At 64.7% G+C, this 15067-nt stretch carries 14 protein-coding genes; 2 read left to right on the top strand and 12 right to left on the bottom strand.

Annotation, left to right across the window (positions count from 1 at the left end; all coding sequences use genetic code 11):
- Positions 1-2: 2 nt before the first annotated feature.
- The 3 genes from modB to mepA form a co-directional block, all read right to left on the bottom strand.
- A complete protein-coding gene (modB, locus tag FIU28_RS24025; RefSeq protein WP_143575615.1) occupies positions 3-698 on the bottom strand; it encodes a molybdate ABC transporter permease subunit in 696 nt (231 codons plus the stop codon).
- A 4-nt stretch (positions 699-702) separates the two neighbouring features.
- Positions 703-1488 (bottom strand): molybdate ABC transporter substrate-binding protein, encoded by a 786-nt coding sequence (gene modA, locus FIU28_RS24020; RefSeq protein WP_143575614.1) that lies wholly within the window; start codon positions 1486-1488, stop codon positions 703-705.
- 183 nt (positions 1489-1671) lie between these two features.
- Positions 1672-2631 carry a penicillin-insensitive murein endopeptidase gene (mepA, locus tag FIU28_RS24015; protein WP_143575613.1) on the bottom strand — a complete coding sequence of 320 codons (960 nt, stop codon included), beginning with the start codon at positions 2629-2631 and terminating at the stop codon, positions 1672-1674.
- A 397-nt stretch (positions 2632-3028) separates the two neighbouring features.
- Here mepA and FIU28_RS24010 point away from each other — a divergent pair, with 397 nt between their 5' ends.
- The gene (locus FIU28_RS24010) at positions 3029-5167 is read left to right on the top strand and encodes a sensor domain-containing protein (protein WP_441351658.1); all 2139 of its coding nucleotides are present in this window, start codon (positions 3029-3031) and stop codon (positions 5165-5167) included.
- 118 nt (positions 5168-5285) lie between these two features.
- Here the strand turns inward: FIU28_RS24010 and FIU28_RS24005 are convergent, their stop codons facing one another.
- From FIU28_RS24005 to lepA, 4 genes are all read right to left on the bottom strand, one after another.
- Entirely contained in the window at positions 5286-6497 is a 1212-nt protein-coding gene (locus FIU28_RS24005) for an ABC transporter substrate-binding protein (RefSeq protein ID WP_143575611.1), read from the bottom strand.
- Positions 6498-6623: 126 nt separating this feature from the next.
- The gene (locus FIU28_RS24000; RefSeq protein WP_168203026.1) at positions 6624-6965 is read right to left on the bottom strand and encodes a type II toxin-antitoxin system PemK/MazF family toxin; all 342 of its coding nucleotides are present in this window, start codon (positions 6963-6965) and stop codon (positions 6624-6626) included.
- Positions 6956-7144, bottom strand: coding sequence for an antitoxin MazE family protein (locus FIU28_RS23995; RefSeq protein ID WP_246660788.1), 189 nt, complete (start codon positions 7142-7144; stop codon positions 6956-6958). The genes FIU28_RS24000 and FIU28_RS23995 overlap by 10 nt, the downstream gene beginning before the upstream one ends.
- Positions 7145-7259: 115 nt before the next feature.
- Positions 7260-9065 (bottom strand): translation elongation factor 4, encoded by a 1806-nt coding sequence (lepA, locus tag FIU28_RS23990; RefSeq protein WP_143575609.1) that lies wholly within the window; start codon positions 9063-9065, stop codon positions 7260-7262.
- A gap of 123 nt (positions 9066-9188) precedes the next feature.
- Here lepA and FIU28_RS23985 point away from each other — a divergent pair, with 123 nt between their 5' ends.
- On the top strand, positions 9189-10823 hold the full coding sequence (locus FIU28_RS23985) for a glycosyltransferase family 39 protein (protein ID WP_143575608.1): 1635 nt from the start codon (positions 9189-9191) through the stop codon (positions 10821-10823).
- Positions 10824-11006: 183 nt separating this feature from the next.
- Here FIU28_RS23985 and FIU28_RS23980 read toward each other — a convergent pair whose 3' ends face one another.
- From FIU28_RS23980 to FIU28_RS23960, 5 genes are all read right to left on the bottom strand, one after another.
- Complete coding sequence (locus FIU28_RS23980; protein ID WP_143575607.1) at positions 11007-11345, bottom strand: HPr family phosphocarrier protein; 339 nt, start codon at positions 11343-11345, stop codon at positions 11007-11009.
- Positions 11342-11743, bottom strand: a complete 402-nt coding sequence (locus FIU28_RS23975) for a PTS sugar transporter subunit IIA (RefSeq protein ID WP_143576368.1) — start codon at positions 11741-11743, stop codon at positions 11342-11344. The genes FIU28_RS23980 and FIU28_RS23975 overlap by 4 nt, the downstream gene beginning before the upstream one ends.
- A gap of 130 nt (positions 11744-11873) precedes the next feature.
- Positions 11874-12398, bottom strand: a complete 525-nt coding sequence (locus FIU28_RS23970) for an HPr kinase/phosphorylase (RefSeq protein ID WP_143575606.1) — start codon at positions 12396-12398, stop codon at positions 11874-11876.
- On the bottom strand, positions 12395-14200 hold the full coding sequence (locus tag FIU28_RS23965) for a sensor histidine kinase (protein WP_143575605.1): 1806 nt from the start codon (positions 14198-14200) through the stop codon (positions 12395-12397). Before FIU28_RS23965 ends, FIU28_RS23970 begins: the two co-directional genes overlap by 4 nt.
- A gap of 113 nt (positions 14201-14313) precedes the next feature.
- Positions 14314-15015, bottom strand: a complete 702-nt coding sequence (locus FIU28_RS23960) for a response regulator transcription factor (RefSeq protein WP_143575604.1) — start codon at positions 15013-15015, stop codon at positions 14314-14316.
- Positions 15016-15067: the final 52 nt, after the last annotated feature.

Genomic DNA, 15067 nt, shown 5'->3' with positions numbered 1-15067 from the left:
GGTCAATTCCCGTGCAGGCGAAGGGTGGCGCGGCGCGCGAACCACTCGGAGGCGATCAGGGCCGCGACCGCGATGCCGATCGAGATGATCACCAGCCGAAGTGCTGCGGTGTCGCCGTCGGGCGTCTGGATCAGCGAATAGATCGCCGAGGCAATCGTCTGGGTCTCGCCGGGAATGTTGGAGACGAAGGTGATGGTGGCGCCGAACTCGCCGATCGCCTTGGCAAACCCCAGCACCATGCCGGCCAGCACGCCGGGCATCGCCAGCGGCAGCGTCACGGTGGCAAACACTTTCCACGGGCTGGCGCCAAGCGTGGCGGCCGCCTGTTCGAGCTTGCGGTCGACCGCCTCGATCGACAGCCGGATCGGCCGCACCAACAGCGGGAACGACATCACGCCGCAGGCGAGCGCGGCGCCAGTCCAGCGAAACGCGAATACGATGCCGAAATGCTCGGCCAGGAAGCTGCCGACCATCCCGCGCTTGCCGAGCGTCAGCAGCAGCAGATAGCCGGTCACCACCGGCGGCAACACCAGCGGCAGATAGATCACGGCATCGACCAGCGACTTGCCCCAGAAATTGCGCCGCGCCAGCAGCCAGGCGACGCCGATGCCGAGCGGGGTAGAGACCAGCGTGGCGATCACGGCGACCTTGAGCGAGAGCAGGATCGCCGTCCATTCGGTGGGGGAGATGTCGAACACGTCGTCAGGTCGTCGGGCTGATCAGGAAGTTGAAGCCGTATTTCTCCAGGATCGTCTTCGACGCCGTGGTCTTCAGGAAGGCGAGATAGCCGGCGGCTTCGGGCTTCGCCATTGCGGTCGCGGCGACCGGATAGATGATGGCCGGATGTGACGAGGCCGGGAAGGTGCCGACGATCCTGACGCCGGGATCGATCCTGGCGTCGGTGGCGTAGACGATGCCGAGCGGCGCCTCGCCGCGCGACACCAGCGCCAAAGCGGCGCGGACGCTGTCGGCCATCGCGAATTTCGGCTCGGCGGCCGCCCAGCTACCGAGCTTTTCGAGCGCCGCTCTGGCGTATTTGCCGACCGGCACCGACTTGACGTCGCCGGTGGCGATCCGGCCGTCGCCGGCGAGTTTCGCGAGATCGAAGCCCTGATCGATCGTGACGTTGTCGAGCTTGGAATCCTTGGCGGCGATCAGCACCATGCTGTTGCCGAGCAGGTTGACCCGGGTCGGCTCGTTGATGGTCTTCTTTACAATCGCGTAGTCCATCCAGTCGGTATCGGCGGACACGAACACATCGGCCGGCGCGCCCTGTTCCATCTGTTTGGCGAGGACCGAACTGGCGGCGTAGGACGCCGTGACCTTGATACCGGTCCTGGCGAAATAGGCGGCGTTGATATCGTCCAGCGCGTTCTTCATCGAGGCGGCGGCGAACACTGTCAGGCTTTTGTCCTGGGCCTGCGCGGACGAATAATTCGCTCCGAGCAGCATCATGAAAGCGAGGGCAGTTACAGAGAATCGGTTCATCTGGCGCTCCATGCAGGTCCACAGCGCGAAGCGCACGCATACCCGGCGTTGTCGAGGGAGGGGGCGACAGGCGGAAGCGCCGTTCCAGCAAGCCCGGCGATTTACGATCGTCGGGCATATCGCGTAGCAACATTAGCAGGCTGAGGGACGGCGTAAAGCCCGATGATGAGCCGTCATCTGTGACTACGGTGCGGCCAGCACCTGCCGGCAGGCGGGCGGCAACTCGGCCAGCGTCATCGGCGGCTTCGGTTTCGGCGGCACCAGCGGCGGCTTCGGATGCAGCACCGCGTCGCTGAACCAGTAGCCCAGTTCGGCCGTGCCGCAGCCCTCGCTGTCCGTCGGCGGCGGCTGCGACTCGCAGTCGGCGCTGCCCGCCGGACATTTGATGCGGACGTGGAAGTGATAGTCGTGTCCGTACATCGGCCGCACCTTGGACAGCCAGTTGCGATCGCCTCTGGCCTCGCGGCACAGCGCCTTCTTGATCGCGGCATTGACGAAGATGCGCTCCACCGCCGGCTCCTGCGCCGCCGCGCGGATGACGGGGAGATGGCTCGGCGTCCACACCGCGGGATCGATATCCAGCCGGTCGCGCCGCACCATCATCACCGCCGACATTTCCTCGCGCTCGTTGCGCGACAATTGCCGGTTGGGCATCGGGGTCAGCCAGATGTCGGCATCGAGCCCGACCTGATGGCTGGCATGGCCGGTGATCATCGGGCCGCCGCGCGGCTGCGACATGTCGCCGACCAGCAGGCCGGGCCAGCCTGCGATCCGGTTGGCTTTGGCCGCCAGCCGCTCCAGCACGTCGATCATCTGCGGATGCGCCCAGTTGCGGTTGCGCGACAATCGCATCACCTGCCAGTTCGGCCCGTTGATCGGCAGCGCTTCGGCGCCGGCGATGCAGCCCCGGGCGTAGAAGCCAAATACCTGCGTCGGCGTCCGCGACGGCAGCACCTTGCGGCCGAACAACTCCTTGGCGCCGAGCTGCGGGTCGTTCGGATTGGCCAGCGGCGGCAGCGGCTTCGGCTGCACACTGCCCTTGTCCTGCGCCCACGCGCCGTCGATCAAAGCGATCGCGACGATGGAAGCGATCGCGACCATCGTCGCGGGAAGTAGCAGCGATGCCATCAGACGTCTGTTCATGCCGGTCCATGTTAGCGCAACTGGACGTCCATTTCAGCCGTGATCCGTTAACACTTCGCTAACTTAATCTTCGACTGGCGCAATTATCGGCACCCCTTTCCCGACGCTGTCATGCGCTTATTTTATCTCGCTTTATGAGTGCTTTATGCCGGTCATCCGGTGGCCGAGGACGCCGTTCCGCCGGTTTGTGCCTATTGTCCAGGCAGGTCGATGTACAATGACTCACTACCGCCAAAGCAGAACAACATGGTCACGGCGAAGTGATACCAATTTTTTAGAGACTTTCCCGCACAACCACTTCTTGCAGGATGCAAGTGGAAGCGACATGCCGAAATTCCGGCCAGCGGCGAAGAAGAATCTGAAAGCCGGCGAACCTCCGATCCGCATCGGCCGCACGATGCAAGCTGCGCCAAAGCTGGCGACACGCCGGCGCGCCAGCGAGATCGGCGAGATCGTGCGCCAGCGCGCGCAAGCCGAGGCGGCGGTCGCCGACGCCCGCAAATCCCACGAGCGGCTGCGCGAGGCGATCGACATCCTGCCGCAGGGCGTCGTGTTTCTCGATTCCGACGGTCGCTACATCCTCTGGAATAAAAAATACGCGGAGATCTACAACCGCAGTTCGGACCAGTTCGTGCCCGGCGCGCGGCTGCAGGATACGATCCGCGTCGGCGTCGAGCGCGGCGACTATCCGGAGGCGATCGGCCGCGAGGACGAATGGATCGCCGAGCGGGTCGCCCGGCTGTTTCATCCCGGCGAACGCCATGAGCAGACCCTCGCCGACGGCCGCGTCATCCTGATCGAGGAGCGCCTGACCGTGGGCGGCGACGTCATCGGACTGCGCGTCGATATCACCGAGCTGAAACAGCGCGAGGCCTCGTTCCGGCTGTTGTTCGACAGCAACCCGGTGCCGATGATCGTCTGCGCCCTCGACGACGAACGCATTGTCGGCGTCAACGACGCCGCGGTGGAGCATTATGGCTATACCCGCGCCGAGTTCGAGCGGCTGACGATCCGCCATCTGCAGGCGTTCGAAGCCGAGGCGCCCTGGGCGCGCGACCAGTCCAGCGACGAGCAGGCGGCGCGGACCTGGAAGCACGTTAAGGCCGACGGCTCGCTGATCGATCTGGCGATCTATTCTCGCCACCTGACCTATGGTGACGAGCCGGCGGTGATGCTGGCCCTGATGGATATCACCGAGCGCAAGCGCGCCGAGATGCGGCTGGCGTTCATGGCGCATCACGATGGCCTGACCGGGCTGCCGAACCGCAACCTGCTTCGCCAGCGGCTCGACGAGGTGCTCGCGCACTCCCGTCGCGGCGGCGAGAAGGCCGGCATCTTGTTTCTCGGCCTCGACAATTTCAAGTCCATCAATGACACGCTCGGCCACGGCATCGGCGACAAGCTGCTGCGCGGCGTGGCGCGCCGGCTGCGCTCGACCGTGCGCGAGGAAGACGCGGTCGCGCGGCTCAACTCCGATGAATTCGCCATCATTCAGACCGGCATCAACCGTCCCGAGGACGTCGTGCTGCTGGCGCGCCGGCTGCTCCAGGCGATCAGCGAACCCTTTCTGCTCGATGGCCATTCGGTGGTGATCGGCGCCAGCGTCGGCATCGCGATGGCGCCCTCCGACGGCGACGATTCCGAGCGGCTCATGAAGAACGCCGACATGGCGCTGTCGCGCGCCAAGAACGATTCGCGCGGCACGTTCAGCTTCTTCGAAGCCGGCATGGATGCGCGTGCCCAGACCCGGCGCAAGATCGAGCTCGATTTGCGCGCCGCGCTCCAGGGCGACCTGCTGCGGCCGCACTACCAGCCGCTGATCGACCTCAAGAGCGGCCGCATCACCGGGGTCGAGGCGCTGGTGCGCTGGCAGCATCCGGAACGCGGCATGATCTCGCCGGGCGATTTCATCCCGGTCGCCGAAGACACCGGCCTGATCAATGTGCTGGGCGCGCAGATCCTGCGCCGCGCCTGCATGGAGGCCGCGGCGTGGCCGGACCCCGTGCGCGTCGCGGTCAATCTGTCGCCGCTGCAGTTTCGCGTCGGCAATCTGCTGTCGATCGTGATGGATGCGCTGAAGCAATCCGGCCTGCCGGCCCGGCGACTGGAGCTGGAGATCACCGAGACGCTGCTTTTGGAAAAGAGCAGCCAGGTGCTGGCGACGCTGCATGCGCTGCGTGCGCTCGGCGTGCGGATTTCGATGGACGATTTCGGTACCGGCTATTCGTCGCTCAGCTATCTGCGCAGCTTTCCGTTCGACAAGATCAAGATCGACCAGTCCTTCGTGCGCGACCTCGGCGCCAACCGCGATGCCCAGGCGATCGTGCGCGCGATCATCAGCCTCGGCGTGGGCCTCGGCGTCACCATCACCGCCGAAGGCGTCGAGACCGAGGACGAACTGGCCTGCCTGCGCGCCGAGGGCTGCCATGAGGCGCAAGGCTACCTGTTCAGCCGCGCCCGGCCGAATGTCGAGATCGTCGAATTGCTGCGCGCGCAGAGCATCGTGCCGGAAGCGGACGAGGCGCAGGTGGCGTAGAGCCTGTAGCCCGGATGGAGTGGACGTGTCGCGTAAGCGGCGCGACCACGCAATCCGGGAAGCGTAGCTTGATCGATAAGCCGGCCCCGGATTTCGCTTCGCTCCATCCGGGCTACGCTCACTTCACATATTGGCACCCGCCGTCCTTCATCGGGCGAAACACCTGCTCGCCCGGCACTTCGGCCAGCACCTTGTAGTAATCCCACGGCGCCTTGGACTCCTCCGGCTTCTTGACCTCGAGCAGGAACATGCTGTGCACCATGCGGCCATCCTTGCGCAGCACGCCGTTGTCGGTGAAGGCGTCGCGCACCGGCGTCTCGCGCATCTTGGCCAGCACCGGCTTGGTGGCGCGCGTGCCGGCGGCCTTCACGGCGTTGAGATAATGCAGCGTCGCGCTATAGGTCGCCGCCTGGTTCATGGTCGGCATCCGCTTCATCTTGTCGAAGAACTTCTTGCCGAAGGCGCGGGTGCGGTCGTTGAGGTCCCAGTAATAGGCCTCGGTGATGATCAGGCCCTGCGCCATTTTCAGCCCGAGCGAGTGGATGTCGGAGATGAACATCACGATGCCCGCCAGCTTCTGCCCGCCGGCGACGATGCCGAATTCGGAGGCCTGCTTGATGGTATTGATGGTGTCGCCGCCGCCATTGGCGAGGCCGACGATCTTCGCCTTCGACGCCTGCGCCTGCAGCAGGAACGAGGAGAAGTCCGCGGTGTTGAGCGGATGTTTCGAGGAGCCGACGACTCTGCCGCCTGCGGCGCGCACCACGTCGCCGGTGTCGCGCTCGATCGAATGGCCGAACAGATAGTCGGCTGTGATGAAGTACCAGCTATCGCCGCCCTGCTTGACGATGGCGCTGCCGACGGTGTGGGCATTGCCGTAGGTGTCGTAGGTCCAGTGCGCGGTGTAGGGCGAGCATGACTTGCCGGTGATGTCGGACGACGCGGCGTCCGTCACGATCATGATCTTCTCGAACTGCTTCGACATCTCCATGCCGGCCAAAGCGGTCGCCGAGGTCGGCATGTCGATGATCATGTCGACATTTTCCGCCTCATACCATTTGCGCGTGATGGTGGCCGCGACATCGGCCTTGTTGAGCGCATCGGCCGTCACCAGCTCGATCGGCTTGCCGAACATCTGGCCACCGAATTCCTCGATCGCGATCTTCGTCGCCTCGACATTGCCCTGGCCACCGATGTCGGAATAGACCGAAGCGAAATCGGCCAGCACGCCGATCTTCAGCGGCAGATTGGATTGCTGCGCCTGTGCATTCGTCCCCAGCCAGATTGATACAGCCAGCGTCGTCGCCGCCACCATGCGGTGCGAGATCATTCCGTCCTCCCGATGTTATGTCACGCGCCGTTTTCGGCGTCGTCGTCGCAGCATGGGTCGGCATGAAGCTGCAGGCAAGCGGATTGGATGTTGCGGTGCGCTGGGGCACGCTATCAATCGCTTCAATCAGGCTTGCCGCGCAAGGCCAAGAACGACCAGAAGCGAGCGATCGAGTTGTTGGGCGGTTTCGACGTCGATATGGCCGATCAGGCTGCGAATTTGTTCGCGGCGGATAGCAGCCATCTTGTCCGTCATGATCTGCGAGCGCAGACGTAGTCCGTTTTCCGCGCTCGGATCGACATATGGTCTCAGGGGAAAGCCGTCTTGAATGTCGGTTGTCATCGGACAGATAAAGATCGTCGAAAACTCGGCGTTGAATTCATCGGCTTGAACGATGACGCCAGGCCGCGGTCGTCCAAGATCGCGCGGGGCAATCATCAGAACGATGTCCCCGCGTTTTATCTCCATTCGTCCCAGTCGATCGCCTTGTCCAGCCAATCGTCGAGTTCGGCATTCTGCGGATGCTGCGCCATCAGTTTTGCCTGACGCTTCAGGTCGGCGACCACAGCCGGATCGCGCAGATCCGGTACCCAGTACTGCACCGGCCGAAGCCCCTGCGCGCGCAACCGCTCGCGCCGCGACGCCATGCGTTGCTGCGATGTTTGGGCACCAGTTTTCTTTGGCGTCGTAGACATCTAGAGTAACGTAACATGTTACGAGTTAAGTGCAACAGTCAGCGTGCCGCAAGAAAGCGGCAGCCCATCAACTATCCACCTTCAGCGCGGCAATAAACGCTTCCTGCGGGATTTCGACCTTGCCGAACTGCCGCATCTTCTTCTTGCCTTCCTTCTGCTTCTCCAGAAGCTTGCGCTTGCGGCTGATGTCGCCGCCGTAGCACTTGGCTGTCACGTCCTTGCGCATCGCGCGCACCGTTTCGCGGGCGATCACCTTGCCGCCGATTGCGGCCTGGATCGGGATCACGAACATATGCGGCGGGATCAGGTCCTTCATCTTCTCGACCATCGCGCGGCCGCGGCCTTCGGCGCGGTTGCGATGCACCAGCATCGACAGCGCATCGACCGGCTCGTTGTTGACCAGGATCTGCATCTTGACGAGATCCGCGGCCTTGTAGTCGGTGACGTGATAGTCGAACGAGGCGTAGCCCTTGGAGATCGACTTGAGGCGATCGTAGAAATCGAACACCACTTCGTTGAGCGGCAGGTTGTACTTCACCATCGCGCGGGTGCCGATATAGGTCAGCTCCTTCTGCGTGCCGCGGCGGTCCTGGCACAGCTTCAGAACCGAGCCGAGATATTCGTCGGGAGTGAGGATGGTGGCTTCGATCCATGGCTCATGGATCTCGGCGATCTTGACGACGTCCGGCATGTCGATCGGATTGTGGATCTCGATCTCGCTGCCGTCGGTCAGGTGCATTTTGTAGATCACGGAGGGCGCGGTCGCGATCAAATTGAGATCGAACTCGCGGGAAAGGCGCTCCTGGATGATCTCCAGATGCAGCAATCCTAAGAAGCCGCAGCGGAAGCCGAAGCCCAGCGCGGCGGAGGTTTCCATTTCAAACGAGAACGAGGCGTCGTTGAGCCGCAGCTTGCCCATCGCGGCGCGCAGCGTTTCGAAATCGTCGGCGTCGACCGGGAACAGGCCGCAGAACACCACGGGGACGGCGGGCTTGAAGCCCGGCAGCATCTCGGTGATCGGGTGCTTGTCGTCGGTGATGGTATCGCCGACGCGGGTGTCGGCGACTTCCTTGATCGCCGCGGTGATGAAGCCGATCTCGCCGGGGCCGAGTTCGTCGACCGCGGTCATCTTCGGCGTGAAGAAGCCGACGCGCTCCAGATCATAGGCGGCGTTGGTGCCCATCATGCGGACGCGCATGCCCTTTTTCATCACGCCATCGACGACGCGGACCAGCACGACGACGCCGAGATAGACGTCGTACCAGGAATCGACCAGCAGCGCCTTTAGGGGTGCTGCGCGGTCGCCCTTCGGCGGCGGCAGCCGGGTGACGATGGCTTCCAGCACGAGATCAATGCCGATGCCGGTCTTGGCCGATATCATCACCGCGTCGGAGGCGTCGATGCCGATGACGTCCTCGATCTGCTGCTTGACCTGGTCGGGTTCGGCGGCGGGCAGGTCGATCTTGTTGAGCACCGGCACGATCTCGTGGCCGGCGTCGAGCGCATGATAGACGTTGGCGAGCGTCTGGGCTTCCACGCCTTGCGAGGCGTCGACCACCAGCAGCGAACCTTCGCAGGCCGCCAGCGAGCGCGAGACCTCATAGGCGAAGTCGACGTGGCCGGGCGTGTCCATCAAATTGAAGATGTAGTCCTGGCCATCCTTGGCGAGGTAATTCAGCCGCACCGTCTGCGCCTTGATGGTAATGCCGCGCTCGCGTTCGATGTCCATCGAATCGAGCACCTGCTCCTTCATTTCGCGCGCCTGCAACCCCCCGGTCTGCTGGATCAGCCGGTCGGCCAGGGTCGACTTGCCATGATCGATATGAGCGACAATGGAGAAGTTGCGGATGTTCGAAATCGGGACGGTTGTCATGCGCGCGGGATAGCATTCGCGCCCCCTTGCGGCAACCTTATTGCGCTTTTCCAGCCGATTCCGGGGCTGCGGCCTCACGGCATCCTGATTTCCCCGCCGGCGGAAACGCGCTAGGCAGGGCACATGAAGAAAGCTGTTCGACGCGCCGTTGCCCCGCCAATCTCTCGTCTTCGCCGCCGCGGGTTCGGCCGTCGCGGCGCGGCGCGGCTGATCGCCTGGGCCCGGCACGAGCGCCTCGCGACGTGGCTGGTCGCCGGCTTCGCGCTGGCGCATGGCGTGCTGTGGACCGCGATCCTGACCCAGTTGAAGGCCGCGCAGGACGTGCATTTCGACGTCGCCGAGGGCTACGCCTGGGGCCAGAAGCTGCTGCTGGGCTATGGCAAGCATCCGCCGCTGTCGGGCTGGGTCGCGGGGGCCTGGTTCGACGTGTTTCCGCCGACCGACTGGGCGACCTATGGTCTGGCGATGGCCACGGTCAGCGTCGGCATGATGATCTGCTGGCAGATCGCCTTGCGCGTGGTCGATCGCCGCCGCGCCTTTCTCGTGGTGGTGATGCTGGCGCTCTATCCGATCTTCAATTTCAAGGGCTTCAAATACAATCCCGATCTGCTGCAACTGGTGACGCTGCCGCTGCTGGTGCTGGCCTATCTGGACGCCTTCGACAAGCGAACGTTGCGCTCGGGCATCCTGCTGGGTGCGGCCGGCGCGCTGGCGCTGATGACGAAATACTGGGTGGTGACGATGATCGGCGCGATCGGCCTCGCCGCGCTGATCCATCCGGCGCGGATGCTGTTCCTGCGTTCCCCGGCACCATGGGCGGCGATCGTGACGCTGGCCGCCTTGATGATACCGCATGGCATCTGGCTCAAGCAGGTGAATTTTGCGCCGTTCCTCTATGCCGGCGGGACCTATGCGATCTCCAGCCATCTGCAGAGCGTGCAACTGGTGCTGGGCTATCTCGGCCACAATGGCGCGCTGCTGGCACTTCCGCTGGTGCTGGCCGCGCTGGCGCTGGCGTGGAGCCCGCGCCGCTGGAAGCTGCCGTGGCAGGATCCCCGCGCGTTCCTGGCCGAGCCGTGGTCGATGCGTGACAATCAGGGCGTCCGGCGCGATCAGGCGCTGAACATCTGGCTGATCCAGGGCATCGTCGCGGTCGGGCCGCCGCTCGGCGCGCTGGCATTCAACGTCTATCTGAAGACCGACTGGGGCATTTCGCTGTTTTTCCTGGTGCCGCTGGCCGTGGTCGCGATCCCCTCGCTGCGGGTGCCGGGGGCTGCCGTGGTGCGACTCGCCGCGATCTGGCTGGTGCTGACGCTGTTGACCCTGGTGCTGGCGCCGCAGATCGCCATCGCCACGCTGCCGCACGATGCCGAGGGCCGCTTCACCCACATCTCGTATTCGCAGCTCTCCCGCCAGCTCACCGAGATCTGGCACGCGCGCTTCCATTCGCCGTGGAAGGTGGCCGCCGGCTACACCGACGTCGGCGAGCAGATGACCTTCTACAGCCCCGACCATCCGATGCCGCTGACGCCCTACGAGCCGTGGCCGTCCGGCCTGACGTCGCTGGAAGAGGCCAAGCGCGAGGGCTTCATCGGCATCTGCCAGATCGACGACTGGAAGCAGGCGATGTGCGACCAATGGATGAGGGAAAACGCCGCGAACGGCGAGAGGATCGTGGTCTCGACGCGGCATTTCTTCAAGGGCCAGGCCAGTGCCGCGACGAAGTGGAACGTGGTGATCGTGCCGCCGGGAAGGTAGGTCCCTTTTTCTTCCTTCTCCCCTTGTGGGAGAAGGTGGCACGGCCGAAGGCCGTGACGGATGAGGGGGATTGAACAAGCCCGGAGATTGTGGCGACCCCTCACCCGGCCGCGCTGGCGCGCGTCCACCCTCTCCCACCTAGCGAAGCTTCGCTTCGCGCGGGGGAGAGGGAAGCAAGAAATTCTATTCTTCGCCGAACTTGTTGCCGACCAGTTCCGTGATGGCGTCGAGGGCGGCTTGCGCTTCGGCGCCCTTGGCGGACACCAGGATGGTGGTTCCGGGCCCGGCGGACAGCATCATCAGGCCCATGATCGAGGTGCCGCCGACCTCTTCGCCATTGCGGGTCACGGTGACCTCGGCATTGAAGCGCTCGACCATCTGCACGAATTTGGCGGAGGCCCGCGCATGCAGGCCACGCTTGTTGATAATGGGGATTTCGCGGGACACGCCGCCGGCTGACGACGCTGCATCGGGCGCGGTCTCGCCGCCGTTCGAACTTGCCTGGTCGGTCCCGTCGGTCATTTGCCGGCCAGAACCCGGCTGGCGATGGTGACGTATTTACGGCCGGCCTCCTGTGCCGCGGCAATCGCCTCCGGCAGGGGCATGTCGGCGCGCACCTTGGCGAGTTTGACCAGCATCGGCAGGTTGATACCGGCCAGCACTTCGACCTTCGGCCGGCTCATGCAGGAGATCGCCAGGTTCGACGGGGTGCCGCCGAACATATCCGTCAGGATAGCGACCCCGGCGCCGCTATCGACGCGGGCGACCGCATCGATAATGTCGCTGCGACATAAATCGGAATCATCCTCGGCGCCGATGGTGACGGCTTCGATTTGCTTCTGTGGACCCATCACGTGCTCAAGCGCCGCCTTGAACTCGTCGGCAAGGCGCCCGTGGGTCACAAGTACTAGACCAATCATAGGAAACTCCTCGTGGGCGCTGCTTGGTGCGCCGCACGAAAGGGCCACTTTGACCATCCAGAGCCCGCTTGCAAGGGGACTCTTCGCAATTCTCCCTTAAAATACCATCTATCGGGAAGCGGTTGCGGGTCTAGTCGGTGGCGATAGTGGGACTAATATGGTTACCAATTCCCTTTGAGCAATCGTCCTGGACCTGCTGGGATGTCGCACCCTCGGTCGTGGTCAGGGCGGCCATGACCAGCAGCAGCGCCGAATAGCCGGCCCCGACGGGAATTCTCGGCAGTTCGACGCCGTCGATGACGGTCCGCAGCGCGGAAGGTTCCGGCAACCGTGCGGCGTCCGGGGCATCGAGATCGACCACCCATCCGACAATGGCGCTCGCCGCGTGATCGAGCCGGCGGAGGCCGAGGCCGCGCACCTCGATCAGCCCGGCCAGTTGGGTTGCCGGGCGCACCCACAGCCGGCCCTCTCGCGCCTCGAGGTGGACCCGGTCATCGCCGACCAGTAACGCGGCGTCGAGCGGCCCGGCCTGTCCGGCCCAGATCAGCTCCAGCACCAGCCGCGACTTGCCGGCGCCGGAGGGACCGCGGACCAGCACGGCGCGGTCGCCGATCAGCACGGCCGAGGCATGGACCGTGGGGCTCGACGCGCTCATGTCGCCGGCAACCGGACGACGAAGCGGGCGCCGTGGACCTCGATCTGGCCGTCGGCATCGACCGGGCCAATCCGGTTCTCCGCCCAGATTTTTCCGCGGTGTGCCTCGACGATCTGTTTGGAGATCGACAGACCGAGCCCGGAATTCTGGCCGAAACCCTGGTGCGGCCGGTCGGTGTAAAAGCGTTCGAAGATCCGCTCCAGCGCATCGGGCTCGATGCCCGGGCCGTCATCATCGACCAGGATCTCGATGTCGGCCTTGAGCCGCCGGCACACGATCCGGACCTTGCTGCCAGGCGTCGAGAACGACTGCGCATTGGTGACGAGGTTGGTAATGACCTGAAACAGCCGCGAATCATGGCCGGGCACCGAAAACGTATCGGAGGCCGCACCCTCGAAGCGCAATTCGACGCCGACGTCGTGGCCGAGCTTGGTCTCGTTGGCGACGCCGGTCAGCGTCGTCAGAAGCCGCCGCACATCCACCGGGGCGACGTCGTTGCGCTGCAGTTCAGCGTCGAGCCGGCTGGCATCCGAAATATCGGAGATCAGCCGGTCGAGCCGCCTGACGTCGTGTTCGATCACCGCCAGCAGCCGGCCGCGGCTGTTCTCGTTTTTGGCCAGCGGCAGCGTCTCCACCGCGGAGCGCAGCGAGGTCAGCGGGTTCTTCAACTCGTGCGAGACGTCGGCGGCGAAGGTCTCGATCGCCTCGATGCGGTTGTACAGCGCGTCGGTCATGTCGCGCAGCGCGCCGGAGAGGTGGCCGATCTCATCGCGGCGGTCGGTGAAGTCGGGGATTTCGACGCGGTGGCGGATGCGGCGGCGGACGCGCTCGGCCGAGTCGGCGAGGCGGCGAACCGGGCCGGCAATGGTGGACGCCAGCAGCAGCGACAGCACGATCATCACCACGGCGGCCACCGCGAACACTTTCAGGATCGCGAGGCGCTCGGCGGTGACCATCTGGTCGATATCGTCGCCCTGGGTCGACAGCATCAGCGCGCCCCGCACCGCGCGAAACCGCTGCACCGGGACGGCCACCGAGACGATCACCTCGCCGCGTTCGTTGATCCGAACCATGCTGCTTTTCACGCCGTCGAGCGACTGCGTCACTTCCTGATAGCCGTTGCCGTTCTCCGGGCCGAGTTCGCGGTACAAAGGCAGGTCGCCGCGGTTCAGCCAGGTCCGCACCCCGATCATGGCGCGCTCGGCGAAGCCGGGTTTTTCGCTATTGGGGGGCGGCAGTTCGAAACGCATCACGTCGCCGCGCGCGAACTGGCTGCGGCTGTCGAGGATCAGGACGCCGTCGCGGTCATAGATGCGCGCCCGGGTCTTGGTCGGCGAAATCAACTGGCGCAACACGGGGGCGACGCGTTCCGGGTTGATCGGGAAGTCCAGCCCGGAAAACTCATCCGGCGCGCCATAGGTCTCGCCGGGCTTGAGGTCGAGCAGCCGGTCGGGATCGATGGTGATGGTGTTGGTCTCGACCGTCGCCGAGGCCGCGATCGCGCCGGCGATGATCTCGGCCTGGACCAGCAGGCTCTGCGCGCGGGCATCGATCAGGCCGGCGCGGAACTGCGACAGATAGAGAATACTGGTCACGAGGGCGACCAGGCCGAGCAGATTCAGCGACACGATGCGGCGGGTCAGGCTGGAGAAGGTCAGCGCGACGAAGTACTGCCGCAGGCTGCGCAGCCAGTTCAACGGCCGCTGCCAGGCCCGCACGGGGGTTCCGATGTCGGAGTCCGGCTGCGACGGCGCGGGGCCATCGACATCCGGGTTGCCATCGGGCTGCGTTCGATCCAGCAAAACCAAGCCTGCCTGTTTGTGTGCACGACGCCGCGCCGCCCGCGCGAGCAGGCGCAATCTACGCCACGGCGGCGGGGCCGTCAGGCCCCATCCGCGGCTGCGCGCCGGTCCGATCAGGTTTCCTTGAAGCGGTAGCCGACACCGTACAGGGTCTCGATCATCTCGAAGTCGTCGTCGACCACCTTGAACTTCTTGCGAAGCCGCTTGATGTGGCTGTCGATGGTGCGGTCATCGACATAGACCTGGTCGTCATAGGCGGCGTCCATCAGGGCGTTGCGGCTCTTGACCACGCCGGGACGGGTCGCCAGCGCCTGCAGGATCAGGAATTCGGTGACGGTCAGGGTGACCGGCTCGTTCTTCCAGGTGCAGGTATGGCGTTCCGGGTCCATCCGCAGCAACCCGCGGTCGAGCGCCTTAGCGTCGGTTTCCTTCGGCGGGGCGGCTGGATCCTTCGGGGCGGCGCGGCGCAGCACCGCCTTGACGCGCTCGACCAGCAGGCGCTGCGAGAACGGTTTGCGGATGAAATCGTCGGCACCCATCTTGAGGCCGAACAATTCGTCGATCTCCTCGTCCTTCGAGGTCAGGAAGATCACCGGCAGATCCGACTTCTGGCGCAGCCGGCGCAGTGTCTCCATACCGTCCATGCGCGGCATCTTAATGTCGAGGATCGCCAGATCGGGCGGGCTGGTGCGGAAGCCGTCGAGGGCCGACGCGCCATCCGTATAGGTCATGATGCGGTAGCCCTCGGCCTCCAGCGCGATCGACACGGATGTGAGAATGTTGCGGTCGTCGTCGACCAGAGCGATTGTGGGCATGAGCCTGCTTTCCGAAGCGGGAGTGACGGAGGCGAAGATTCGACGATCCGTC

The sequence above is a fragment of the Tardiphaga sp. vice154 genome (assembly GCF_007018645.1).
GTDB lineage: Bacteria > Pseudomonadota > Alphaproteobacteria > Rhizobiales > Xanthobacteraceae > Tardiphaga.
This window is presented reverse-complemented; position numbering and strand designations above follow the sequence as displayed.